This window comes from Pseudorhizobium halotolerans (genome assembly GCF_902153235.2).
Taxonomy (GTDB): Bacteria; Pseudomonadota; Alphaproteobacteria; order Rhizobiales; family Rhizobiaceae; genus Neorhizobium; species Neorhizobium flavum.
The window spans coordinates 1385539-1407662 of sequence record NZ_CABFWE030000005.1; the positions used below are offsets into that span (position 1 = coordinate 1385539).

The following is a 22124-nucleotide window of genomic DNA, read 5'->3' on the forward strand; positions in this document are numbered from 1 at the left end:
TCAGCGCCTGTAGCTGAGGAGCCGCAGGATGATGAAGGCCGGGATGACGATCGTGGCACCGAGGATCAGGTAGTCGCCGACGCGCCCGAGCGCATGGAAGCCCTGGTACCAGAGGTCGAGCACGAAATTGCGGATTCCGTAGACGATATCCCACGGGTCGACGCCGAATATGGCCATCACGAAACCCACGATGAGTGATACGACGATGAGTTTGACGATCGTGCGCCCCGGCGTATCGCCGAGAAGCCGGTTGACCCCGTCCGACATGCTTTCAGTCTCCGTTTGGCGGCAGGAATAGGCGGCATCGACGCGCGTCGCAAGCCCGTTCTCCACCGCCCGATGCCGCCCCTTCAAATAGAACTTGAGTTTTTTTGTGACTTCGGCCAATAACCCGCACCCCTCCAGGAGCACCCATGCCGCCCGCCCAGCTTTCTTCCGGTGATGCCATCGCAGATCGGCGCATGGACTATGCCCGGATGCTATTCGACGGTGGCGACCTGCAGGCGGCGCTCGAACTGGTGGAGCAGGCTGTCGAACTGGTGCCTGCCTGGGCTGCTGGCTGGTTTCGTCTTGGTGAGTACCGGGAGAAGGCAAGCCTCGTCGAACATGCGGTGGAGGCCTTCCGGAAGGTCCTCGCGATCGAGCCGCAGGATATCTTTGGCGCACGCCTGAAGCTGGCACTTCTGGGGGCCGAGGAGGTTCCTGAACATCCGCCCAGCCGCTATGTCGAAAGCCTGTTCGACGGGTATGCGGACCGCTTCGAGACCGCTCTTGTGGAAAAGCTCGGTTACAGCGTCCCGGCAAGGCTTGCGGAGATGCTGGTGACTGCGGCGCCCTATCGGCTGGCCGTGGACCTTGGCTGCGGCACCGGCCTGATGGGCCTTGAGGCTCGCCCCATGACCAGGCGTCTGGAAGGCTTTGATCTGTCCCTTAACATGATCGAGAAGGCGCGGCAGAAGCACATATACGACCACCTCGCCCAGGCAGATATCAGCCTCCTGGCGGACCGGACGACACTCTTTTCGGATGTTCTCGCCCGTCATCGCGCCGATCTCGTCATGGCGGCCGATGTCCTCATCTATCTGGGCTCGCTCCAGACTGTCTTTCCGCTCGTTACGGAATTGCTTGCTCCGGGGGGCCTCTTTGCCTTCTCGATCGAAGACGCCGGAGTCGATGAAGGCTTCGTGCTGCGCGACTCCCTTCGCTATGCGCATTCGGAAGACTACATCCGTCAGCTTTTGGACCTCCATCACCTCCGCCTGCTTGAGATCCAGCGCATCGACCTTCGTCACGATCGCGGCAAGCCGGTGGGCGGCATGCTGTTTCTGTCGCAGAAGCAGTAACGAACCAACATTTTCTTTCGTTTTGCGGTGTTCACTGCTGCAGCCGTTGAACAGGGTGCGCCAACGATTTATTGCATTGCAGCATCCACGCATTCCAGAGGTCCAGGATTGGCTCAGCAGAAGCAGGCGCAGAGGCGAAGCCTCGGCTTCTACAGCGCAGACCCTTCGCAGCATACGCTGCTGGAGGATAGCCAGGGCTTGGCCACCGGCGCCCTCGTCGCCGGCCTTGGCTTCTATCTGCTCAATCATGTCGGCCTGCTGACGGGAGGTACGGCGGGAGTGGCCTTCCTGCTCCACTATGCGTTCGGCATCTCGTTCGGCCTGCTGTTCTTCATCGTCAACCTGCCGTTCTATTATCTCTCCTTCCGGCGTCTCGGCCTCGGCTTCTCGTTGAAGACCTTCATCGCCATTGGCCTCGTCTCGGTGGTCACGGAGATCGAGCATCGCTTCCTGCTGATCGAATACCTCCATCCCGGCTGGGCAGCCATGCTTGGAGGGCTCCTGTTAGGATACGGACTGCTCGCCCTTTACAGGCACCGGGCCTCGCTCGGTGGGGTCGGAATCCTGGCGATCTACATTCAGGATCGTTTCGGCATTCAGGCCGGGCTGGTGCAACTCGCCTTCGATCTCTGCGTCATGATCTGTGCCTTTGCTGTCGTTTCCCCTGCAACCGTGGCATGGTCGATCCTTGGTGCGGTGGTGCTCAACGTCTTCCTGACGATCAACCATCGCTCCGACCGGTATATCGTGGTGCGCTGATGGCAAATGCTGACGGGCAGAAGACACCGGTGGGGTTCTGGGCATCGGCCTCCGATCGCCACTCGATAGCGGAGGACATCCAGGGGATCGCAGCCGGTTCGATGCTGGCGGCCCTCGGCGTCACCATGCTCGCGTCGGCGCAACTGCTGATCGGCGGCACGGCCGGGCTCGGGTTCCTCCTGCGCTATTCCACGGGCTTGAGCTTCGGCCTCGTCTTCTTCTCGCTCAACCTTCCCTTCTACTGGCTTGCCTATCGCCGGCTGGGTCTCGCCTTTACGGTCAAGACGTTCTCGGCGGTTGCCCTCACATCGGTTCTCACGGAAGTGCTGCCGGCCTTCATCACCTTCGAGACCCTGCATCCCGTGGTCGCGGCCTTGTTCGGCGGTCTTCTGATCGGGACAGGGATGCTGGCGCTGTTTCGCCATCGGGCGTCGCTCGGCGGCTTCGGCATACTCGCTCTCTACCTGCAGGAGCGTGCCGGGTGGAGGGCAGGGTTCGTGCAGCTGGCGCTCGACCTTCTGGTTCTGGCACTCTCCTTCTTCGTCGCCACGCCCTTCGTGATCGTCTGCTCCATCGTGGCGGCCGCGACCCTGAATCTTACGCTGGCGATCAACCATCGCACGGACCGCTACATCGTCCGGTGATCTGCCTAGATGGCAGCCAGCCTCGCCATTGCCCGCTTTTCGCGCCGCCGCTGTACTGAGGAGGGAATGTTCATCGCCTCCCTGTACTTGGCGACGGTGCGCCGTGCGAGGTCGACGCCACCCTTCTTGAGGGAAATCACGATGTCGTCGTCCGAGAGAATGGCATCGGCGCTCTCCTGATCGATCAGCGCCCGGATGCGGTGGCGCACAGCCTCCGCGGAATGGGCGTCGCCGCCATCCTCGGTGGAGCCGATCGATACGGAGAAGAAATACTTCAGCTCGAACATGCCTCGCGGCGTCAGCATGTATTTGTTCGAGGTCACCCGGCTGACTGTGGACTCGTGCATCTTGATCGCCTCTGCGACCGCCTTGAGGGTGAGCGGTCGCAGGTGGTCCACGCCATGCACGAGGAAGGCGTCCTGCTGCCGCACGATTTCCGTTGCCACCTTCAGGATGGTCTTTGCCCGCTGGTCGAGGCTACGGGTCAGCCAGTTCGCATTCTGCAGGCATTCGGCGAGGAAGTCCTGCTCTTGTCCGTGCTTGGCGCAAGATTTCGAGACCGACTGGAAGTACTGCCGGTTGACCAGTACGCGGGGCAGGGTGTCCGGATTAAGTTCGACCATCCAGCCTCCGGTCGAGCCGGGTCGAACGACAACGTCGGGTGCAACGGGTTCGGCGGCGTGTCGCTCGAAGCTGTCGCCGGGCTTCGGGTTCAGCGTGCGGATCTCCGCCAGCATGTCGAGAAGGTCTTCCTCACTGACACCGCAAAGCCGGCGGAGCGAGGTGAAATCTCGGCGGGCGAGCAAATCGAGATTGTCGACAAGCAGCTTCATGGCAGGATCGAGACGATCGCGCTGCTTCAGTTGGATAGCCAGGCATTCGCGCAGTGACCGCGCCATCACGCCGGGCGGATCGAGCGTCTGCAGCGCCGTCAGCACGGCTTCCGCCTGTTGCCGGTCCACGCCCAGGCGCTCGGCAATGTCCGCGGTGGACCCGGCAAAATATCCCGCCTGATCGACGGCGTCGATGAGATGTTCCGCAATCAGGCGCTCGGTCGCGCTCTTCAGCAGGAACGGAACCTGCTGACCCAGGTGCTCAGCAAGCGTCACCGGAGCGGAGGCGAAATCCTCCAGGTCGTAGTCGCCGCCGGACTGCGCTCCCGTCATCGATTTCCACTGGCCGAGCAGTTCGGGCACATCGGCCTTCTCTGCAGGCCGGTCGTCTGGGAAGACGTTCTCAAAGCCCTGATCGATTTCCTGCAGTCGCGCAGCAGCAACCTCGGGCCGGCTTTCGTACCAGTCATCGGCCGCGTCGGAGCTTGCGGGTCTCTCGTCGTCCGCCCCGTCCTGCTCGTTGCGCGTAGCCCGCTGTTCGGCCGATCGCGCGTCGCCGGTTTCATCTGTCTCCGAGGAGGCGAGATCGAGGAGCGGGTTCTTTTCGATTTCAGTAGCGATGAACTGGTTGAGTTCGAGATGCGTCATCTGCAGCAGTTGGATGGACTGCAGCAATTGCGGCGTCATGACCAGTGACTGGCTCTGGCGCATAAGAAGGCTGGCGGACAAGGCCATGCGGACGCAAACTCCCTACCGATCGACATTCCGGCGTCCGGATGTCGACTTGGCCCAAAAATTGCTTTTTTGAATGGTTTGGTCAAGCGGTCCGGATCGACCGCGACAGATTGCGCCTCAGAGCGTGAACTTGTCGCCCAGGTAGAGGCGGCGGACATCGGGATTGTTGACGATATCCTCGGCCCGGCCGTGCGTCAGCACCTCGCCCGCATGGATGATATAGGCACGGTCGATGAGGCCCAGCGTTTCCCGGACGTTGTGGTCGGTGATCAGGACCCCGATGCCGCGGGCGGTCAGGTGGCGAACGAGGTTCTGGATATCGGACACGGAAATCGGGTCGACGCCGGCGAAGGGTTCGTCCAGCAGCATGAAGGCTGGATCGGTCGCAAGCGCCCGTGCGATCTCGAGGCGCCGTCTTTCGCCGCCGGAGAGCGCAACGGCTGCCGATTTCCGGAGGTGGCCGATATGGAATTCCTCCAGCAACTCGTCCAGCTTGCGCTCGCGCTTCTCCTTGCTCGGCTCGTGAACCTCAAGGACCGCGCGGATGTTCTGCTCGACCGTCAGGCCCCGGAAGATCGACGCCTCCTGCGGCAGATAGCCGACTCCCAGGCGCGCACGCCGATACATGGGCATCGTGGTCACCTCGTTGCCGTCGATGGCGATCATGCCCTCGTCGACCGGCACGAGGCCGGTGATCATGTAGAAGCATGTCGTCTTGCCGGCACCGTTCGGGCCCAGCAGCCCCACGGCCTCGCCACGCCGCACCACGAGCGACACTCCGTTGACGACCCGGCGCGTATCATAGGTCTTGGACAGCCCGTGGGCGACCAGCGTGCCTTCGTAGCGAGTCTTGTCCTTCACCGCGAACGGCTGGCGAGGGGACGGCTTGCGCGCCGCCAGTCTGTTTAGGAGGGGAAGTTTCACACTGCTTCCGTCGTTACTGCTGCTGCTGCCGCGACTTCGGATCGAGCAGGATCTCGACGCGTCCGCCGCAGGCATCCAGCCGTGCTTCGCCGGTTTCCATATAGACGGTAAGCTTGCAGCCCTTGAAGACATTCGGGCCTTCGGAAAGCACCACCTGGTCGCCCGTCAGGATGAACGTCTGGGACGGCATGTCGAACTCGCCCTTGTCGGCGGTCGCCTGCTGCGTTCCGGAGTTGAGCAGGACCTTGTTGTCCAGATAGATCTTCTCGATGTCCGCATTGCCTCCGGTCATGGAGGCGCCTTCACCGGTGTAGAGCACGGTCATCTTGCCGGCGCGCATCGTCGTTGTCCCTTGGACGACCTTCACATTGCCGGTGAAGTAGGCCTTCTTCTCCTGCTCCTTGATCTCGAGCTGGTCGCTCTCGATCTGGATCGGTTCGTCATTGGAAAGCCGCATCCCATCCATCTGGCTGGTCGTCGCCTGGGCGAAGGCCGGACAGACGGCCGCAAGCAAAAGCAAGCTACCCACGATCATGGAAACGGATGTCTGGGAACGTCGACGAACGGTCATGGTGCCGGCTCTAACTGCCTCGGTTGCGGATGGCGGCGGCTTCGATGTTGACCCGAACCTGTCCCGCGAATGTGATGGTTCGCCCCTTATCCGTTATCTTGAGGGACTGTGCAACAATGGACGCCTGCTCGGTGTCGATTGCCACCGGATCGTCGGTGTTCAGCGTCCCCGCGACAACATCGAGTTGCGCCGACTGAAACTTCGCCGTGGTCCCGTTGCTGAGATTGACGTCGAACGGGGCCGTCAGTTCCATGCGGTCGGTCCCGCGGTCGAAGATGCCTTCCGTCGCGACGACACGCGCAATCGTATTGACGTTCAACGGAACCGCGGCCTTCACGTCCTCGAGCGTAATCATGTTCGGGTTGGCGATATCCTGCAGCGCCCGCACCGCCGTCATCGAATAGCTGATGCCGTCATCGTTGCGACCCGCAATCGCCGGTCGCTCCATGACGATCTTGCCGTCTTCGATGCGGGCGCTCTCGACCGAGAGGTTCTCGGGAAGGTAGGCCCGGATCACCGAGACGGAGATGAAAATCGCCGAAATGACCACGGCGCCAATCGGAAGCCAGATGCGGAGCTTGCGCACGCGTGCGGAATGGGCGACTGCCGCCTGGTAGGCGTCAACCTCCGCCCGACCCATGCTGGCCGGTCCTGGTGCTTTGAGCATTCTCTGCAGCATTGGCTGGGTCTGTTCCTCACATTCCGCATGTTTTTCGGATCGCGCTTGCGGCCAGCACGGATTTCGTATTTCGCGCCAATATGGTTTTTATGGATCAACAAACAATAACAGCCAACATTAAATCGTGATAGTCGGTGGCGCAGCGCTTACCTATCGAGCGTGCATCGGCAGCAGGGAAATCCAATGGATCAATCGGCAATTGCAGATCGTCGGCGGCTAAGGCGGAAGCTCACCTTCTGGCGGGTCCTCACTCTTCTGGTCATCATCGGGCTCGGATTTGCGGTCTACCGCATGAGCGCGGGCGAGGGCGGCCGTGCCACGCCGCACGTTGCCCAGGTCAAGATCACCGGCATGATCCAGGACGATACGGAACTCCTGGAGCGGCTGGACAGGATCGCCGAAAGTGACAGCGTCAAGGCAATGGTGGTTTCCATTTCGTCGCCGGGCGGAACGACCTATGGCGGAGAGCGGATCTTCAAGGCGATCCGCGCGGTGGCCGAAAAGAAGCCGGTCGTCTCCGACATCCGGACACTTGCCGCCTCCGCCGGCTACATGATCGCCACCGCTGGCGACACGATCGTTGCGGGTGAAAGCTCGATCACCGGCTCGATCGGCGTCATCTTCCAGTATCCGCAGATTGCCGAGATGATGGACAACCTCGGCATCTCGCTGGAGGAGATCAAGTCCTCGCCGCTGAAGGCAGAACCTTCGCCCTTCCATCCTCCGAGCGAGGAGGCGCGGCAGATGATCCGGTCGATGATCATGGACAGCTACGACTGGTTCGTTGATCTCGTTGCGGAGCGCCGCAACCTTCCGCGCGACGAGGCATTGCGCCTCTCCGACGGCTCGATCTTCACCGGGCGGCAGGCGCTGCAGGCCAAGCTGATCGATACGCTCGGCGGCGAGGATGAGATCCGCGCCTATCTCGCCGGCAAGGGCGTCAGCGAAGACCTGCCGATGGTCGAGTGGAAGGATGACGGGAGCAGTTCCTCCATCTGGTTCGCCCAGGCGATGAGCGAGTTCGTCCGGCTGACGGGGCTCGGAAGGATGCTGGGCCTGGACAGCATGCGTCCCTGGATGGGTGAGAAGTTGTTCCTTGACGGTCTTGTCTCCGTTTGGCAGGTTGGCCGCGATTAAATCTAGATTTTTCAGGGGGCAAACGTGATCAAGTCGGAACTGGTCCAGATCGTTGCGGCACGTAACCCGCACCTCTACCATCGCGATGTCGAGAACATCGTGAACGCGGTCCTCGACGAAATCACCGACGCGCTGGCCGCCGGAAACCGCGTGGAACTGCGCGGCTTCGGCGCCTTTTCCGTCAAGAACCGCCCCTCGCGCTCCGGCCGCAATCCGCGCACCGGCGAATCCGTTTTCGTCGAGGAGAAATGGGTGCCTTTCTTCAAGACGGGCAAGGAACTGCGTGAGCGCCTCAACCCGGGCATGGGCGACGAGGCGGATTGACGCGCCGTTCGCTCCGGGTATTGCACTTGAAAGGCGCCGCAAGGCGCCTATTCTGCCTCCGGAGGCATCAAGCCATCAGAAACAGACGAGGCAGGACGACATGACGAGGCTGAAGAAGATTGTCACGCTGGTGATCCTGGTGCCGCTCGGCGTCCTGCTCATCGTCCTTTCGGTTGCCAATCGTCAGAGCGTCACGCTCGCCCTGAACCCGTTCCGCCCTGAAGACACTGTTCTGTCGCTGACGGCTCCCTTTTTTCTCTTTCTGATGCTTTCACTGATCCTCGGCATGCTCATCGGCTCGCTCGCGACCTGGTGGACCCAGGGCAAGTATCGCCGGCAGGCTCGCATCGAGGCGCGGGAAGCCATCAAGTGGCACAACGAGGCGGACAGGCAGAAGACGCAGTCGACCGTGGTTGCACCTGCCGGATCCGCACTTTCGCGCCGATAGTCTGCGGAGCTGCTACGCAGCCTTGGCTGGCTGGTCGAGTGGATGCATCGCCCGGAAGCCGACGCAGAGCCGGTTCCAGACATTGATTGCGCCGATCGCCACCGTGATCTTCATCATTTCCTCCTCCGTGAAATGGGCCTTGACGGCGTCATAGGCGCTTTCCGGTACATGGGTGTCAGCCACTCGTGTCACCGCGTCCACCCAGGTCAGCAGGGCCCGCTCCTTCTCGTCGTAGACCGGGGATTCCTCCCAGGCGCTCATCAGGTTGATCCATTGTTCGGAAAGCCCGTCGTGGCGGCTTTCCTTGACGTGCATGTCGATGCAATAGGCGCAGTGATTGATGATCGAAGCGCGAAGCTTGATCAGATGGATGAAGTGGCGCTCGAGCCCGGATTTCTGGACATAGTTCTCGAGTTCCAGCACAGCCTTGTATGCCTCCTGCGAGGCCTTGGCGAAGTTCATGCGAGGCTTCATCGTCATCTCCATCCGTGTGGCCGCATTCAGCGGGCCGGTTTGCGTTCGTTCAGTTCGAGGAAGGCACAGCCGCGGGCGGCTATGCCCCCATCGTCCCCCGCCTCCAGATCGGCCATGATGTCGGCGATCGATACCTTGGCGAGTTCGGCGCGATAGGCCTTTTCCGCCCTCAGCATGGCGGCGTTGATGCCGCATGGCTTTCGGAAATAGCGCCCCGGCAGGGGGTTCGGCCCGCGTTGGCGGATTTCGGCACAGCGGAAAGCCGGTGCCGGTCCCTCCACGGCCAGCACGATGTCGAGCAGGGTTACGTCCTCCGGTCGTCTTGCCAGCCGGTAACCGCCCTTCGGGCCGGGCATGGTTGCGACGATTCGGGCGGCGGACAGCGCCTGCATGTGCTTCAGCAGATAGCTGACCGAGACCCCGTGGAATTCGGCAAGCGCCGCGGCCGAGAGCACCCCGCTTTCCGAAAGGCCGGAGAGCATCGTCGCGCAATGAATTGCCTGTTCGACTCCGTCACTCAGTTTCATGCTCACTCCTAATCATGGATAAATTATATCCATGATCTTCTGGTCGTGGTCAAGGGGCTTCTTTTCGCGGCGGCAGCGCTTATCTTCTAGCGCCGTGGACCTTGTCGAAACCCCATCCGCCGGCCGTGACGCCGTAACTCTGCCCCGGCCTTTCCTGAAATGGTTCGCCGAAAAGGGCTGGTCACCGCGTGCGCATCAGCTGGAGCTGCTGGCAAGGGCGCAGGCCGGCGAGAATATGCTGCTCATCGCCCCGACCGGCGCCGGCAAGACGCTCGCAGGCTTCCTGCCCTCGCTCACCCATCTGACGAACCGGGGCAGGATCCCGCCCGGCTCCGCCTTCACCGGTATCCATACGCTCTATATCTCGCCCCTGAAGGCGCTGGCGGTCGATATTGAACGGAACCTGATGAAGCCCGTCTCTGAGATGGGACTGCCGGTCAGCATCGAGAACCGCACCGGCGATACGCCGCAGGCCAAGCGTCAGCGCCAGAAGCTCACGCCGCCGGATATCCTGCTGACGACGCCGGAACAGGTGGCGCTGCTGCTCGCCAACAAGGAAGCGGAGCGCTTCTTCAAGGACCTGAAATACGTCGTTCTCGACGAACTGCACTCGCTGGTGACGTCGAAGCGCGGCCACCTGCTTTCGCTCGGGCTCGCCCGCATCCGCCGGCATGCGCCGCAGATGCAGACGATTGGTCTTTCGGCGACCGTCGCCGACCCCATGGACCTGCAGCGCTGGCTGGTGCCGCAGGGGGAGCGCCCTTCGCCGCCGGCCGGTCTCGTGCATGTTCAGGGTGGTGCCGCCCCGGACATCACGATCCTCGACACCGACAAGCGTATCCCCTGGTCCGGCCACGTCTCCACCTACGCCATTCCGGAGGTCTACGAGGAGATCAGGCGCCACAAGACGACGCTGATCTTCGTCAACACCCGATTCCAGGCCGAGCTTCTGTTCCAGGAACTCTGGACAATCAACGAGGACAACTTGCCGATCGCCCTGCACCACGGCTCGCTCGATGCCGGCCAGCGGCGGCGCGTGGAAGCGGCCATGGCCGCCAACAAGTTGCGCGCCGTGGTGGCGACCTCCACCCTCGATCTCGGCCTCGACTGGGGTGACGTCGATCTTGTCGTCCATGTCGGCGCCCCGAAGGGCGCGTCCCGCCTTGCCCAGCGCATCGGTCGCTCCAATCACCGGATGGACGAGCCGTCCAAGGCAATCCTCGTGCCTGCCAACCGCTTCGAGGTGATGGAGTGCCAGGCCGCGCTGGACGCCAATTATCTCGGCGCCCAGGACACGCCGCCGGTGGGGGAGGGGGCGCTCGATGTGCTCGCCCAGCACATCCTCGGCATGGCCTGCGCCGAGCCCTTCGATCCGCTGGAGCTCTACGAGGAGATCACCTCCGCCTCGCCTTACGCAAGTCTCTCATGGGAAATGTTCGAACGCGCGGTCGATTTCGTCGCGACCGGTGGCTACGCGCTCCGCTCCTACGAACGCTACGCCAAGATCCGCAAGACGAAGGAGGGCCGCTGGCGCGTCTCCAATCCGCAGGTCGCCCAGCAGTACCGACTGAACCTCGGCACGATTGTGGAAGCGACCGAACTCAATGTCCGACTGGTGAAGCGCAACGCCAAGGGCACGCTCGGCCGCGGCGGCCTGTCGCTCGGCAAGGTCGAGGAGTATTTCTTGGAGCAGCTCGTACAGGGAGATACCTTCCTCTTCGCCGGCAAGGTGCTCCGTTTCGAGGGCATTCGCGAGAACGAGTGCCTCGTCTCCAATGCCTTCTCCATGGACCCGAAGATCCCCGCCTATGCCGGGGGCAAGTTCCCGCTCTCCACCTATCTTGCCGACCAGGTCCGCGGCATGTTGGCCGATCCGGCACGCTGGAAAGTCCTGCCCGACCAGGTGCGTGAGTGGCTGGAGATCCAGCAGGACCGCTCCATGCTGCCAAACAAACACGAACTGCTGATCGAGACCTTTCCGCGTGGCAAGCGCTTCTTCATGATCGCCTACTGCTTCGAAGGACGGCTTGCCCACCAGACGCTCGGCATGCTGCTCACCCGCCGGCTGGAACGCCTCGGCGCCCGTCCCCTCGGGTTTGTCGCGACCGACTATTCGCTCGCGGTCTGGGCGCTGAACGACATTGGCGGAATGATCGACGCCAAGGGAGGCAAGGCGCGCATCAGCCTCACGGACCTCTTCGACGAGGACATGCTGGGCGACGATCTGGAGGCCTGGCTCGACGAGAGCTACATGCTCAAGCGCACCTTCCGCAATTGCGCCGTGATTTCCGGCTTGATCGAGCGGCGCCACCCGGGGAAGGAAAAGACGGGTCGGCAGGTGACGGTATCGACCGACCTCATCTACGACGTGCTGCGCAGCCATGAACCGGATCACATCCTGCTCGAAGCGACGCGACGGGATGCGGCATCCGGTCTTTTGGATATCGGCCGCCTTGGCGATATGCTGGCGCGAATCAAGGGGCACATCACCCACCGCGATCTTGATCACGTCTCGCCGCTCGCCGTTCCCATCATGCTGGAGATCGGCCGGGAATCGGTTCCGGGCGAGGCGCAGGATGCGGTGCTGGCAGAGGCCGCCGAGGAACTGATTGCGGAGGCGCTATCCTGATGCCCTTCGCGCCATGGAAAGACAGACGCTTGATGCACCGCCTCGGGCTTGCCGCCCGCACAGCAACGTTGACGGGCCAAGGGGCCGGATCGGAAGAGACCATAGTCCATGGCGTGGCAGCGGTCTGCGATCCGCTGGGCGCGCTTTACCTGCCGGAGGTGGGCGCGCTGGTGGTCTCCGACCTGCATCTCGAGAAGGGCGCGGCCTTCGCACGCCGCGGCATGATGCTGCCGCCTTACGACACGGTCGCCACGCTCAATATCCTCGCGGCCGTGATCGCCCGCTATGATCCGAGGACGGTGATATCGCTCGGCGACAACTTTCACGATCGCAAGGGATCGGCCCATCTTCCGGACGATCTGAGGGGGCTGATCGGCGCGATGGCCCAAGGCCGGGACTGGATCTGGATCAACGGCAATCACGACCCGGGCGGCACGACCGGTCTTCCGGGCACCTCTGTTGACGAGCTACTCTATGGCGGGCTCGTCTTCCGCCACGAACCCAGCCTTACCGCCGGCAGGGGTGAGATCGCCGGCCACCTGCACCCGTCGGCTACCGTCCGTCGCCGCGAGAAATACGTCCGCCGCCCCTGTTTCGCGACCGATGGCCTGCGCCTGCTGATGCCTGCTTTCGGTGTATTGGCCGGCGGGCTCGATCTGAACCACAAAGCGATGCACGGCCTGTTCGACCGCCAGGCGCTCGTCGCCCACCTGCTCGGCCGCGACCGCATCTACTCCGTTCGCTATGCCAATCTTCTCGGCTGATCCTCACTCCTTGCGGAAGATCAGGCTTGCGCCCCAGCCGGTGATGACAGCAATCAGCACGCAGAGGAAACCGTAGGCGATCGGGCGATTGCGCGCCGCGTCCGTGATCGCCTGCTCGATGCCCGTCTTGACCACCCGCAGTGGCAGTTCGCGATCGAAGATCAGTTCGCCGCCCTTGAAGAGGTAGGCCCGGACGGTGTGGACGCCATCCGGAACGTTGGCAGGCAACCGCAACGAGGCGCGGAACAGGCTGGAACTGACGAAGCGCACGCCGCTCGTGTCGCGCTGGTAAAGGCCGCTGGAAAGCTTGAGCCGCCGGTAGGCCTCGCGGAATTCGGAGAGATTGACGGCGTTGCCCAGATAGCCGGTCGGCGTCAGCGCCAGGTGGTTGATCCCCACGCCGATGCTGTTGAGCGAAGGCGCCTCGTCGATCGCGTCGATCTCGCGCGTGCTGGCAAGGGAATAGGATTCCGGCACCTGCTCGAAGGTCATGGAATCGGTGTTCATCCAAATGCCGAGGACGCGCTCCTTCCTTCGCACCGTGGCGTAGTCCCGCGGGCCTTCGAGCGTGACGATCACGTCGTACTGGCCGATCGCCAGGAACAGTTCGTCGGCATTGGTCAGCGCCCCGAAGACGGTCAGGTCCGCTCCCCGGAAGTCGGAGGTGATGGCGATCTCGCTCGTCGACGTCCCGATCTCCAGCCCCTCCTTGACGGCGGAGGCCTCTCCGAAGGGAACCTGCGCGACGGCCGGCGCGGCGGCGAGGATCAGGCTGGAGACGGCAATCAGGCGCAGGAAGGTCAGCATCAGTAGGCGAAGCTCCCGACCGCGACCGAGTACACATCGTCGGGCGGAACGACGAGGGCAATCGCCAGGCGGATGCCGACGGCGAGCACGAGGAGCGCAAGCAGGGCACGCAATTGCTCGCCGCGCAGCTTCTGCCCGACCCGCACCCCGTATTGGGCGCCTATGACGCCTGCGACCATCAGGATCGTCGCGAGCACGATGTCGACCGAATAGTTCGTCGCCGCCTGTACCATGGTCGTGAAGGCGGTGACGAAGATGATCTGGAACAGCGACGTCCCGACGACTACGCTGGTCGGGATGCGCAGGAGATAGATCATCGCCGGCACCATGATGAAGCCGCCGCCGACACCCATGATCGAGGTCAGTACGCCGATCGCGAAGCCGAGCGCGAGCACCGGGATGGCGCTGAGATAGATCTTCGACTTCTTGAAGCGCATCTTGAAGGGCAGGCGATGCACCCAGATGTGCTGGCCGGGCCGCTTTGCGAGCGGTGGCTCGTTGCGCGCCGTCCGCCGCATCGCGCGCACGCTCTCGCTCAGCATCAGGCTTCCGACGGTGCCGAGCAGGATCACGTAGAGAAGCGAGACGAACAGGTCCAGCTGGCCAAGGCGCCTGAGCCACGAGAAGATGGATATGCCGACCGTTGCACCGGCAAGGCCACCCACCAGCAGCACGGTGCCGAGCTTGACGTCCAGCGTGCCTCGCCGGAAGTGGGTGATCGCGCCCGATATCGAAGATGCGACGACTTGGTTGGCGCCGGTCGCGACCGCGACCACGGGCGGAATGTTGTAGAAGATCAAGAGCGGCGTGATGAGGAAGCCGCCGCCGACGCCGAACATGCCCGAAAGGAAGCCGACGGCCGCACCCATCCCCAGGATGATGAAGATGTTCACAGAAAGCTCTGCGATCGGCAGATAGACGGTCACGGCCGAACCTCAAACACGATGGCGCCGCGGCAAGGGAGCGGTTCCGCCAGACGGATGCAATTCCGCGCCAGTGCCGGGAAATGGCCCTGCTCGACGGCAGGTTCCGGAAGCTTCTGTCTTGCGCCCGATACCTTGCCTAGTCAACGGAAGGCGGCCGGGATATGCCGCCATTCCCGCCTTTTTGTGGCATCGTGATTAACACTGGCGGCGCGGGGAGCGCCGGCAGCTCATGCGTTGCGCTTCAGAAGTTCCTTCACCAGCGCGTCATTCACCTTGCCCGTCGGCTCCTGTCCCACGGACGTCTGGAATGCCTTGATCGCTTCCGTCGTCTTCGGCCCCATCTTGCCGTCCGGCGTCCCGGCGTCGAAGCCGCTCTTGTTGAGGATGGCCTGGATGTTGAGGATCGCCTTTTCCACATCGACGGAGCCGGTGGTCAACGGCGTTCCGTTGGTCCAGCCGTCGGGAAGCGTAACCTCGTTGGCCTCCGCCTTCAGGGGCTGCGCCTTCCAGCTGTCGGCAGCAGCACGCGCGGCCTGGACCTGGTCCTGACGCATCGCCTTGGCCACCTCGTCGCGCTTCTGGGCGGCATCCTGATCGCCGCCCTTCGCGGCTATCGCGAACCACTTGTAGGACTGGACCAGATCCTGCGGTGCGCCATTGCCACGGGCATAAAGAATGGCAAGGTTGAACTGGCTATCGGAAACGCCGAGGTCGGCAGCCTTCTTGAACCAGTCCACGGCCTTCACATAGTCAGGCTCGCCCGTTGCGCCCGAGGCATGGAGAACAGCAAGATTGTGCATGGCGCTGGCATTGCCTGCCTCGGCTGCCTGCCGGTAGTAGGTGATCGCCTTGTCGACGTCGCGGGTGACGCCCGTCCCTTTTTCGAAGAGGTTTGCCAGCCGGTACTGTGCCGGAGCAAAGCCCTTGTCGGACGCCAGCTTGTACCAGTTCGCAGCCTCGGAGAGATCCGTTGCGACGCCGCGGCCATCGGTGTAGCGAGCGCCGATTTCGAAAAGGGCGAGCGGATCGCCCGACTCGGCCGCCTCCGCCAGCGGCTTCGGGCCGATCGAGGCAGGTACCACGATACGAGGCGCTGCCTCTTCAGCCGCTACAATCTCCACCGGGTCAGTGGCGGTCGCCTCTGGTTCCGCGGCCGCATCGGAAGCTACCTCCTCTGTCGTGTCCGCGGCCGTGCCCATGTCAGCAGCCGCGTCCTCGGCCGGCGGTTCCTCAACAGCAGCAAGCGGAACGGCAGCGGCGGCGTTCAGCTCCGGCTCTGCTTCGGCCACAGCGGCCGTCTCCGCCGCGCCCTCGGTCGCTGCGGGCGCAGCGTCGGTGGCGGGTGCTTCCATCGGTGCGGGCGGCGGCGGGAGAACCTCGCCCCCGCCGGTCAACGTTCTGACCAGCGGCACGGTCATCAGCACCAGCAGGACCGCGCCCACCGCCATCATGATCGGCCGGCGATGCCGGGCCAGTGCGCTTGCAGAGGCCTTGCCGGCCCCGCTCTTTCCGGAGGACGAGACCCTGTCGGCGCCGCCCGTGGCCGGGTCGGTCTCCAGGGCTGCAGCCTTGGCTGCACGGCGGGCCGCAGCAATGAAATCGGCGCGATCCGACTCCGTCACCGGACCCCGTCCGGCGGCTGCCGCCTGGCTGGCGCGAACCCGCTCAAGGATCTTGCGGACGTCCGGCGCGCCGGAGCCTGGCTCCAGAGGCTCGTTCTGCTGTTCGGCCGGCAATAGGTCTACCGGCGCGAGCGGGGGTGTGGGATCGACGACGGTCCGTCCGGGGGTCGCGGCAGCCGCCTTCTGGCCGGGCCGCAGCCGCTTGGTGATCTTGTTCAGGAGCCCGCCTTTTCCCACCTCACCCGGCTCTCTCACGGCGACGGGCGCCTCGGGGGAAATGGTCGACTCGTCCACCCTTGCGTCGGCTGCCGCTGCGTCTTCATCGAGGACCGGCGGCCGGGAGGCGGCAGGGGCAGTATGGGCCGTGCTGCTGACCAGCGAGTTCAACAGGTCGGCGTGAAACCGGTCCGCTTCGCGCGGCGCCTCTGCACGGGATGTCGCCTCGGGAGCCGCAAATTGCATGCGGGGCGCCGCATTCGGCTCTTGCTGCCATTTCTCTGTTGCCGGGTGTTGCAGAAGAGGCTGCGCGAAGCGATCCTCCATCGTATCGAGCCGGTCGGCAATCTGCACCAGGGTGCTGTGAAGCGCGTTGAGCGTGTGCTGGGAGCGCTCCTCGCTGCTGCGGGTCAGTTCTTCCAGATGGCGAAGGTCCTCGGCAAGGGCGGCCACGGCACTCATGTCGACGGGATTGGCCGGGCCATGGCCCTGCCGGGAAAAGCTCTCGAGCACGGCTTCTGCGGCCTGCCTTGCTGCTTCGAGAATATATTCGTCGTTCGTCGCCAGATAGTTCTCGAGCTGGGTCACCCGATTGTCCATCTCGGGCATCGCACCCGCATGGCTTCCCGGCTGGCTGATCAGCGTCGACAGATGCGCGATTTGCGCCTCCAGGTTTTGCAGCGCGGCGCTGTCACCAGCCGGCGCAAGCGTCGCCTCGTCCAGTCTGGCGGCGATACCGCTCAGCCTGTCCTCGATCCGGTCGAATGCCGCCGGATCTGGCGAGTGCTGGCCATGCGCCCGGTGGTAGTCGATCTCCTCGATCTGCTGCGTCAGGCGGTCCAGCCGCTCGACAAGGTCGTGGCTTCCTACCCCTTGCCCCAGACGGTCCACCTTGCTCGAGATCTCGCCCAGGAAGTCCGCCAGATCGGCATCCTGCCCCCTGGAAGTCTGGGTCAGCATCTGCGAAAGCTGGTCCAGCCGTTCCTCCAGGCGCAGGACCTGATCGCCGGCCAGTTGTTCGACCCGTTCGGACAGTCCCTCGATCCGCTCGGACAGGAGCCGTGTCGCATCGGGTCTCGCACCGACGGCCATGGCGTCGATCTGCTGTGCCAGTGAGCCGAGCCGGTTTTCCAGCCGCTCGAGAAGCGCGTGATCCATGGCCGGCGCGGAGGCGGCCCGGCCACTTGCAGCAATTGCGCGGCTGATTTCGTCCAGCCGCTCGTCCAGAATGGCGAACTGCTCGTTCAACGCCTCGTCGTTCGGCTGCATCCGCGAACCGAGTTGCTCCATTGCGGTTGCTACGGCGACGAGCTTCTGCTCCAGCGCTCGGATCGCAGGGCTGTCGCTCATGGTGCCGAGCTGCCCCTTGATGTCGTCGATGCGATAGGCGAGGCCCACGAGTTCTTCGCGCAGTGCGTGGGTGTCGAGGTCTAGGAGACGCTCTTCCAGCCCGTCCCACCGGCTGTCCAGCCGCCGCACCGTCTCCTCGCGCGCCAGTCCATCGACCGCCGCCAGTAGCTGCTCGTATTCGTCACGAAGCGCATCTGCCGCAGGTCCGCCACGGTGACCCAGTGCGTCTATTCCGTCCGCGAGGCGCGCAAGGTCCGCCCTGACATCATCGTCGATGTGGGGGCGGCCGGAATTCGTGCGAAGACCGCCGATCTCCGATCGCAGCCCCCCGATCTCGCGCGCGATCTCCTGGGCGACATCCTGCCTGATCTCCTTGCGGAGGGCGGCCATCGCTTCCACCACCTCATGCACTGAATGACCGTCGGATTGGGGCATGGGGGTGGAGCGCGGCGTGGCGCCCGCTTCGGCTACGCCCGGTCGCGGTGCGGGCCTGCGCGGCTCGAGCGGAGGGCGAAATGACGGTGATGTGCGCTCCGGTGCCGGGCGGCGGTCACTTTCCGGGATTCGCGTTCCGGCAAGGCTTCGCTGCCGCTCGCGGATTTCCTGCAGGGGATCGCGATGGGCCGTTGTCTGCGGCAACTGCGGCGCCCTGGCGGGATGGCCCTTGTCGCCGCTCGACTGACGCGGTTTGTCCCGGGTCTGCATGAGCCCTTCCAGCCGCGCCTCCAGCCCTTCAATGGTCCTGTTCAGCGCGTCTAGCGACGATCTGTCTCCGTGAAGGGGATGTGTCGATCGTGAACCGTTCATTTCGCTGCTCGTTCCAGGGTTGTCCGGCTTGGCGACGGGAATTCTGATGGATCGGCCGCAGGTGCTGCCAACGGGCCTTCTCCAGGTGCAATTTCGCCAAACGTGGTAAACAAGCCGTTAAATCCGGCAGACTTTTTTAACCTTTGCGCTACGTTTGCCTTCGCCGCGGGAAGACCGGCAGTGTAGGGCCGCGCGACGGAGCATCAAAAAAAACCGATGAGCGCTGTTTGACGTTTACGCAAACGTCAATTATTTGTGGGAGACATGATGGCGGACCCTCATGTCCGTGCGAGGTTTATGGAGGAAGCTCGACCATGCCTGTCTACAAGGCTCCGGTAAACGATACCCTTTTCGTACTGAACGACGTTCTCGGCCTGGAGCGCTACGGCAACCTGCCGGGCTTCGCCGATGCCTCTCCCGACATGGTCGATGCGATCCTGGGTGAAGCTGCGAAGGTTGCGGAGGAAGCACTCTTCCCGCTCAACCTCTCCGGCGACCAGGAAGGCTGCACGCGTCATGACGATGGTACGGTCACTGTGCCGAAGGGTTTCAAGGAAGCCTATGACCAGTATTGCCAGGGTGGCTGGATCGGGCTTGCTGTGCCGGAAGAGTTCGGCGGCCAAGGCCTGCCCTACACGCTGCACGCCGCGGTCGGCGAGTACATGTCGTCCGCCAACATGTCGCTGATGATGTATCCGGGCCTCACCCAGGGCGCGATTGCCGCAATCCTCGTCCACGGATCGGACGCGCAGAAACAGACTTACCTGCCGAAGATGGTCGAGGGCACCTGGTCCGGCACCATGAACCTGACCGAGCCCCATTGCGGCACCGACCTCGGGCTCCTGCGCACCAAGGCCGTCCCGAATGGCGACGGCAGCTACAAGATCTCCGGCCAGAAGATCTTCATCTCCGCCGGCGAACACGGCATGACCGACAATATCATCCATCTGGTGCTCGCCCGCATCGAGGGCGCGCCGGAAGGCACCAAGGGTATCTCGCTCTTCATCGTGCCGAAGTTCATGGTGAACGAGGACGGCTCCGTCGGCGAACGCAACTCCGTCACCTGCGGCGCCATCGAGCACAAGATGGGCATCCACGGCAATTCCACCTGCGTGATGAACTATGACGAGGCGACCGGCTATCTGATCGGCGCGGAGAACAAGGGTCTCGCGGCCATGTTCGTCATGATGAACGAGGCCCGGCTCGGCGTCGGCCTGCAGGGGCTGTCGATCGCCGAGACCGCCTACCAGAACGCCGTCGCCTATGCACGGGAGCGCATCCAGGGCCGCTCCCTTTCCGGCCCCAAGGCACCGGAAAAGAAGGCCGACCCGATCATCGTCCATCCGGATATCCGCCGCACGCTGATGACCATCAAGGCCTTCAACGAAGCGGGCCGAGCCTTCATGCTATGGACGGCGCTGAAGTCCGACATCGCCCACCGGTCGGAAGACGCTGCCGAACGCCAGAACGCCGACGACCTGCTCGGCCTCGCGACGCCGATCCTGAAGGGCGTGCTCACCGACAAGGGGTTCGACCACGCGGTCATGGCCCAGCAGGTCTATGGTGGCCACGGCTATATCGAAGAATGGGGCATGAGCCAGTATGTCCGCGATGCCCGCATCGCGATGATCTACGAGGGCGCCAACGGCATCCAGGCGCTTGATCTCGTTGGCCGCAAGCTGGCGCTGAACGGCGGTCGCGCCGTCATGGCCATGTTCAAGGAGATCGGCGACTTCTGCGAGGAAAATCGCGCAGACGAAGCGATGGCGCCGTTCACCAAGGCGCTCAAGAAGGGCCTTAACGACCTGCAGGCTTCGACTATGTGGTTCATGCAGAACGCCATGGCCAAGCCCGACAATGCCGGTGCCGGCTCGACCGACTACATGCACCTCTTCGGCCTCGTCACCCTCGGCTATATGTGGGCGAAGATGGCAAAGGCCGCCCAGGCGGGACTTGCCGCCGGCGATCCGCGCGAGGACTACCTGAAGAACAAGCTTGTCACGGCTAAATTCTACATGGAGCGCATCATGCCGGAAACGGCGCTGCGCAAGGCCCGGATCGAAACCGGTGCCGACACCATGATGGAACTGGCCGCGGAGGCGTTCTAATAGAGATGCAAGCCCCCTCACTTGCAATTTCTGACACTTAGCTGCGCTAAGATGTCGAAATTGCTTTCTCTCCCACAAGGGGAGAGATGCCAGGAGGCGAATTCGGCACCCAGCCCTCTCCCCTTGTGGGAGAGGTTACAAAATCAAGATCTTAGCTTCAGCTAAGTCTTAGATTTTGTTGGTGAGGGGGTCGTGAGTTTAGATCGGCGAGTGCTTTGCAGCTTGCCACCCAGGGAGATGACACCATGACCGAAGTCTTCATTTACGACCACGTCCGCACGCCGCGCGGCCGCGGCAAGAAGGATGGATCGCTGCACGAGGTACCCTCCGTCCGCCTTGCGGCGAAGACGCTGGAAGCGATCCGCGACAGAAACGGCCTCGACACGTCCACCGTCGACGACATCATCATGGGCTGCGTCGATCCGGTCATGGATGCCGGCGCCGTCATCCCCAAGGCTGCCGCCTTCGAGGCTGGCTATTCCTTCGCCGCCCCCGGCATGCAGATTTCCCGCTTCTGCGCCTCAGGCCTCGATGCCGTCAACTTCGCCGCCGGCAAGGTCGCGGCAGGCTCCGATGACATCGTCATCGCCGGCGGCGTGGAGAGCATGTCGCGCGTCGGCATGGGCATGTCCGGCGGTGCCTGGTACATGGACCCCTCGGTGAACTTCCCGGCCTATTTCATGCCGCAGGGCGTCTCGGCCGACCTGATCGCCACCAAGTACGGCTTCTCCCGCGACGACGTCGATGGCTACGCGGTCGAGAGCCAGAAGCGCGCGGCGAATGCCTGGGAAAAGGGCTACTTCAACAAGTCCGTCATCCCGGTGAAGGACCAGAACGGCCTCGTCATCCTCGACCGGGACGAGCACATGCGCCCGTCGACCGACATGCAGTCGCTGGCCTCCCTCAACCCCTCCTTCCAGATGCCGGGCGAGATGGGCGGCTTCGAGGCCGTCGGCGTTCAGGCCCATCCGGAAGTCGAGAAGATCACCTATGTCCACCATGCCGGCAATTCGTCGGGCATCGTCGATGGCGCCGCAGCCGTCCTCCTCGGCTCCAAGGCCGGCGGCGAAACGCTCGGCGTCAAGCCGCGCGCCCGCATCCGCGCCTTCACCAATATCGGTTCCGATCCGGCGCTGATGCTGACCGGCCCGGTCGACGTCACGGAAAAGCTCCTGAAGCGCTCCGGCATGTCGCTTGCCGACATCGACCTCTTCGAACTGAACGAGGCCTTCGCCGCCGTCGTTTTGCGCTACATGCAGGCCTTCGACATTCCCCACGACAAGATCAACGTCAACGGCGGCGCGATTGCCATGGGCCACCCGCTCGGCGCCACCGGCGCCATGATCCTCGGCACCGTGCTCGACGAACTGGAGCGGCGTGACCTGAACACCGCGCTCGTCACGCTCTGCATCGGCGCCGGCATGGGCACCGCCACCATCATCGAGAGGGTGTGACGCACCTCCTATGGCAGGAATTCTGCAGTCTCTAAGAGATTGG

General features: G+C 63.5%; 20 protein-coding genes. 10 read left to right on the forward strand and 10 right to left on the reverse strand.

All coding sequences use genetic code 11. The features are described 5' to 3' along the window. Window positions 1-267: a DUF6460 domain-containing protein gene (locus tag FN060_RS11770; RefSeq protein WP_052641623.1), complete on the reverse strand. Its 267-nt coding sequence runs from the start codon at window positions 265-267 to the stop codon at window positions 1-3. A gap of 146 nt (window positions 268-413) precedes the next feature. On the opposite strand from FN060_RS11770, the gene FN060_RS11775 reads away from it, so the two are divergent. The 3 genes from FN060_RS11775 to FN060_RS11785 all read left to right on the forward strand — a co-directional run bounded on the left by FN060_RS11775 (window position 414) and on the right by FN060_RS11785 (window position 2746). Further along, a complete protein-coding gene (locus FN060_RS11775) occupies window positions 414-1343 on the forward strand; it encodes a class I SAM-dependent DNA methyltransferase (protein ID WP_142588180.1) in 930 nt (309 codons plus the stop codon). A gap of 108 nt (window positions 1344-1451) precedes the next feature. Then, window positions 1452-2102 (forward strand): YitT family protein, encoded by a 651-nt coding sequence (locus FN060_RS11780; RefSeq protein WP_142588181.1) that lies wholly within the window; start codon window positions 1452-1454, stop codon window positions 2100-2102. Continuing rightward, complete coding sequence (locus FN060_RS11785) at window positions 2102-2746, forward strand: YitT family protein (RefSeq protein ID WP_142588182.1); 645 nt, start codon at window positions 2102-2104, stop codon at window positions 2744-2746. The genes FN060_RS11780 and FN060_RS11785 overlap by 1 nt, the downstream gene beginning before the upstream one ends. Window positions 2747-2751: 5 nt before the next feature. On the opposite strand, the gene rpoN is transcribed toward FN060_RS11785, so the two are convergent. From rpoN to lptC, 4 genes are all read right to left on the reverse strand, one after another. Continuing rightward, window positions 2752-4314 (reverse strand): RNA polymerase factor sigma-54, encoded by a 1563-nt coding sequence (gene rpoN, locus FN060_RS11790; protein WP_142588183.1) that lies wholly within the window; start codon window positions 4312-4314, stop codon window positions 2752-2754. Window positions 4315-4431: 117 nt separating this feature from the next. Next, the gene (gene lptB / locus FN060_RS11795; protein WP_342345182.1) at window positions 4432-5370 is read right to left on the reverse strand and encodes an LPS export ABC transporter ATP-binding protein; all 939 of its coding nucleotides are present in this window, start codon (window positions 5368-5370) and stop codon (window positions 4432-4434) included. Continuing rightward, entirely contained in the window at window positions 5252-5773 is a 522-nt protein-coding gene (locus FN060_RS11800) for an LptA/OstA family protein (protein ID WP_244665799.1), read from the reverse strand. The genes lptB and FN060_RS11800 overlap by 119 nt, the downstream gene beginning before the upstream one ends. 46 nt (window positions 5774-5819) lie before the next feature. Beyond that, window positions 5820-6488 carry an LPS export ABC transporter periplasmic protein LptC gene (gene lptC / locus FN060_RS11805; RefSeq protein ID WP_142588185.1) on the reverse strand — a complete coding sequence of 223 codons (669 nt, stop codon included), beginning with the start codon at window positions 6486-6488 and terminating at the stop codon, window positions 5820-5822. 183 nt (window positions 6489-6671) lie between these two features. On the opposite strand from lptC, the gene sppA reads away from it, so the two are divergent. The 3 genes from sppA (at window position 6672) to FN060_RS11820 (ending at window position 8397) form a co-directional block, all read left to right on the forward strand. Then, window positions 6672-7625 carry a signal peptide peptidase SppA gene (gene sppA / locus FN060_RS11810; RefSeq protein ID WP_142588186.1) on the forward strand — a complete coding sequence of 318 codons (954 nt, stop codon included), beginning with the start codon at window positions 6672-6674 and terminating at the stop codon, window positions 7623-7625. Window positions 7626-7649: 24 nt separating this feature from the next. After that, window positions 7650-7949: an integration host factor subunit beta gene (locus tag FN060_RS11815; RefSeq protein WP_052636772.1), complete on the forward strand. Its 300-nt coding sequence runs from the start codon at window positions 7650-7652 to the stop codon at window positions 7947-7949. 100 nt (window positions 7950-8049) lie between these two features. Continuing rightward, window positions 8050-8397, forward strand: a complete 348-nt coding sequence (locus tag FN060_RS11820; RefSeq protein ID WP_142588187.1) for a LapA family protein — start codon at window positions 8050-8052, stop codon at window positions 8395-8397. Between the two features lie 12 nt (window positions 8398-8409). On the opposite strand, the gene FN060_RS11825 is transcribed toward FN060_RS11820, so the two are convergent. Both FN060_RS11825 and FN060_RS11830 read right to left on the reverse strand, forming a co-directional pair. Further along, complete coding sequence (locus FN060_RS11825) at window positions 8410-8871, reverse strand: carboxymuconolactone decarboxylase family protein (protein ID WP_142588188.1); 462 nt, start codon at window positions 8869-8871, stop codon at window positions 8410-8412. Between the two features lie 26 nt (window positions 8872-8897). Next, window positions 8898-9398, reverse strand: a complete 501-nt coding sequence (locus tag FN060_RS11830; RefSeq protein ID WP_142588189.1) for an RrF2 family transcriptional regulator — start codon at window positions 9396-9398, stop codon at window positions 8898-8900. A gap of 31 nt (window positions 9399-9429) precedes the next feature. Between FN060_RS11830 and FN060_RS11835 the strand changes: the two genes are divergently transcribed. Continuing rightward, a complete protein-coding gene (locus tag FN060_RS11835; protein ID WP_142588190.1) occupies window positions 9430-12027 on the forward strand; it encodes a ligase-associated DNA damage response DEXH box helicase in 2598 nt (865 codons plus the stop codon). Window positions 12028-12059: 32 nt separating this feature from the next. Then, the gene (pdeM, locus tag FN060_RS11840) at window positions 12060-12791 is read left to right on the forward strand and encodes a ligase-associated DNA damage response endonuclease PdeM (protein ID WP_142588481.1); all 732 of its coding nucleotides are present in this window, start codon (window positions 12060-12062) and stop codon (window positions 12789-12791) included. A gap of 3 nt (window positions 12792-12794) precedes the next feature. Here pdeM and FN060_RS11845 read toward each other — a convergent pair whose 3' ends face one another. From FN060_RS11845 to FN060_RS11855, 3 genes are all read right to left on the reverse strand, one after another. Then, on the reverse strand, window positions 12795-13598 hold the full coding sequence (locus FN060_RS11845) for a TIGR02186 family protein (RefSeq protein WP_142588191.1): 804 nt from the start codon (window positions 13596-13598) through the stop codon (window positions 12795-12797). Further along, window positions 13598-14524, reverse strand: a complete 927-nt coding sequence (locus FN060_RS11850) for a sulfite exporter TauE/SafE family protein (protein WP_142588192.1) — start codon at window positions 14522-14524, stop codon at window positions 13598-13600. Before FN060_RS11850 ends, FN060_RS11845 begins: the two co-directional genes overlap by 1 nt. Window positions 14525-14751: 227 nt before the next feature. Then, complete coding sequence (locus tag FN060_RS11855; protein ID WP_142588193.1) at window positions 14752-18519, reverse strand: peptidoglycan-binding protein; 3768 nt, start codon at window positions 18517-18519, stop codon at window positions 14752-14754. A gap of 314 nt (window positions 18520-18833) precedes the next feature. Here FN060_RS11855 and FN060_RS11860 point away from each other — a divergent pair, with 314 nt between their 5' ends. Further along, the gene (locus FN060_RS11860; RefSeq protein ID WP_142588194.1) at window positions 18834-20627 is read left to right on the forward strand and encodes an acyl-CoA dehydrogenase C-terminal domain-containing protein; all 1794 of its coding nucleotides are present in this window, start codon (window positions 18834-18836) and stop codon (window positions 20625-20627) included. A gap of 245 nt (window positions 20628-20872) precedes the next feature. Beyond that, entirely contained in the window at window positions 20873-22081 is a 1209-nt protein-coding gene (locus FN060_RS11865) for an acetyl-CoA C-acetyltransferase (RefSeq protein WP_142588195.1), read from the forward strand. The last annotated feature ends 43 nt before the right edge of the window (window positions 22082-22124 follow it).

Excerpts from the sequence above, each read along its gene's own strand:
- rpoN (WP_142588183.1), bottom strand. The coding sequence starts at position 4,314 with ATGGCCTTGTCCGCCAGCCTTCTTATGCGCCAGAGCCAGTCACTGGTC.
- FN060_RS11830 (WP_142588189.1), bottom strand. The coding sequence starts at position 9,398 with ATGAAACTGAGTGACGGAGTCGAACAGGCAATTCATTGCGCGACGATG.
- sppA (WP_142588186.1), top strand. The coding sequence starts at position 6,672 with ATGGATCAATCGGCAATTGCAGATCGTCGGCGGCTAAGGCGGAAGCTC.
- FN060_RS11820 (WP_142588187.1), top strand. The coding sequence starts at position 8,050 with ATGACGAGGCTGAAGAAGATTGTCACGCTGGTGATCCTGGTGCCGCTC.
- FN060_RS11835 (WP_142588190.1), top strand. The coding sequence starts at position 9,430 with ATGATCTTCTGGTCGTGGTCAAGGGGCTTCTTTTCGCGGCGGCAGCGC.
- lptB (WP_342345182.1), bottom strand. The coding sequence starts at position 5,370 with ATGTCTTCAAGGGCTGCAAGCTTACCGTCTATATGGAAACCGGCGAAG.
- FN060_RS11775 (WP_142588180.1), top strand. The coding sequence starts at position 414 with ATGCCGCCCGCCCAGCTTTCTTCCGGTGATGCCATCGCAGATCGGCGC.
- FN060_RS11860 (WP_142588194.1), top strand. The coding sequence starts at position 18,834 with ATGCCTGTCTACAAGGCTCCGGTAAACGATACCCTTTTCGTACTGAAC.
- FN060_RS11855 (WP_142588193.1), bottom strand. The coding sequence starts at position 18,519 with ATGAACGGTTCACGATCGACACATCCCCTTCACGGAGACAGATCGTCG.
- pdeM (WP_142588481.1), top strand. The coding sequence starts at position 12,060 with ATGCACCGCCTCGGGCTTGCCGCCCGCACAGCAACGTTGACGGGCCAA.
- FN060_RS11845 (WP_142588191.1), bottom strand. The coding sequence starts at position 13,598 with ATGCTGACCTTCCTGCGCCTGATTGCCGTCTCCAGCCTGATCCTCGCC.
- FN060_RS11800 (WP_244665799.1), bottom strand. The coding sequence starts at position 5,773 with ATGATCGTGGGTAGCTTGCTTTTGCTTGCGGCCGTCTGTCCGGCCTTC.
- FN060_RS11785 (WP_142588182.1), top strand. The coding sequence starts at position 2,102 with ATGGCAAATGCTGACGGGCAGAAGACACCGGTGGGGTTCTGGGCATCG.
- lptC (WP_142588185.1), bottom strand. The coding sequence starts at position 6,488 with ATGCTGCAGAGAATGCTCAAAGCACCAGGACCGGCCAGCATGGGTCGG.
- FN060_RS11865 (WP_142588195.1), top strand. The coding sequence starts at position 20,873 with ATGACCGAAGTCTTCATTTACGACCACGTCCGCACGCCGCGCGGCCGC.
- FN060_RS11825 (WP_142588188.1), bottom strand. The coding sequence starts at position 8,871 with ATGAAGCCTCGCATGAACTTCGCCAAGGCCTCGCAGGAGGCATACAAG.
- FN060_RS11770 (WP_052641623.1), bottom strand. The coding sequence starts at position 267 with ATGTCGGACGGGGTCAACCGGCTTCTCGGCGATACGCCGGGGCGCACG.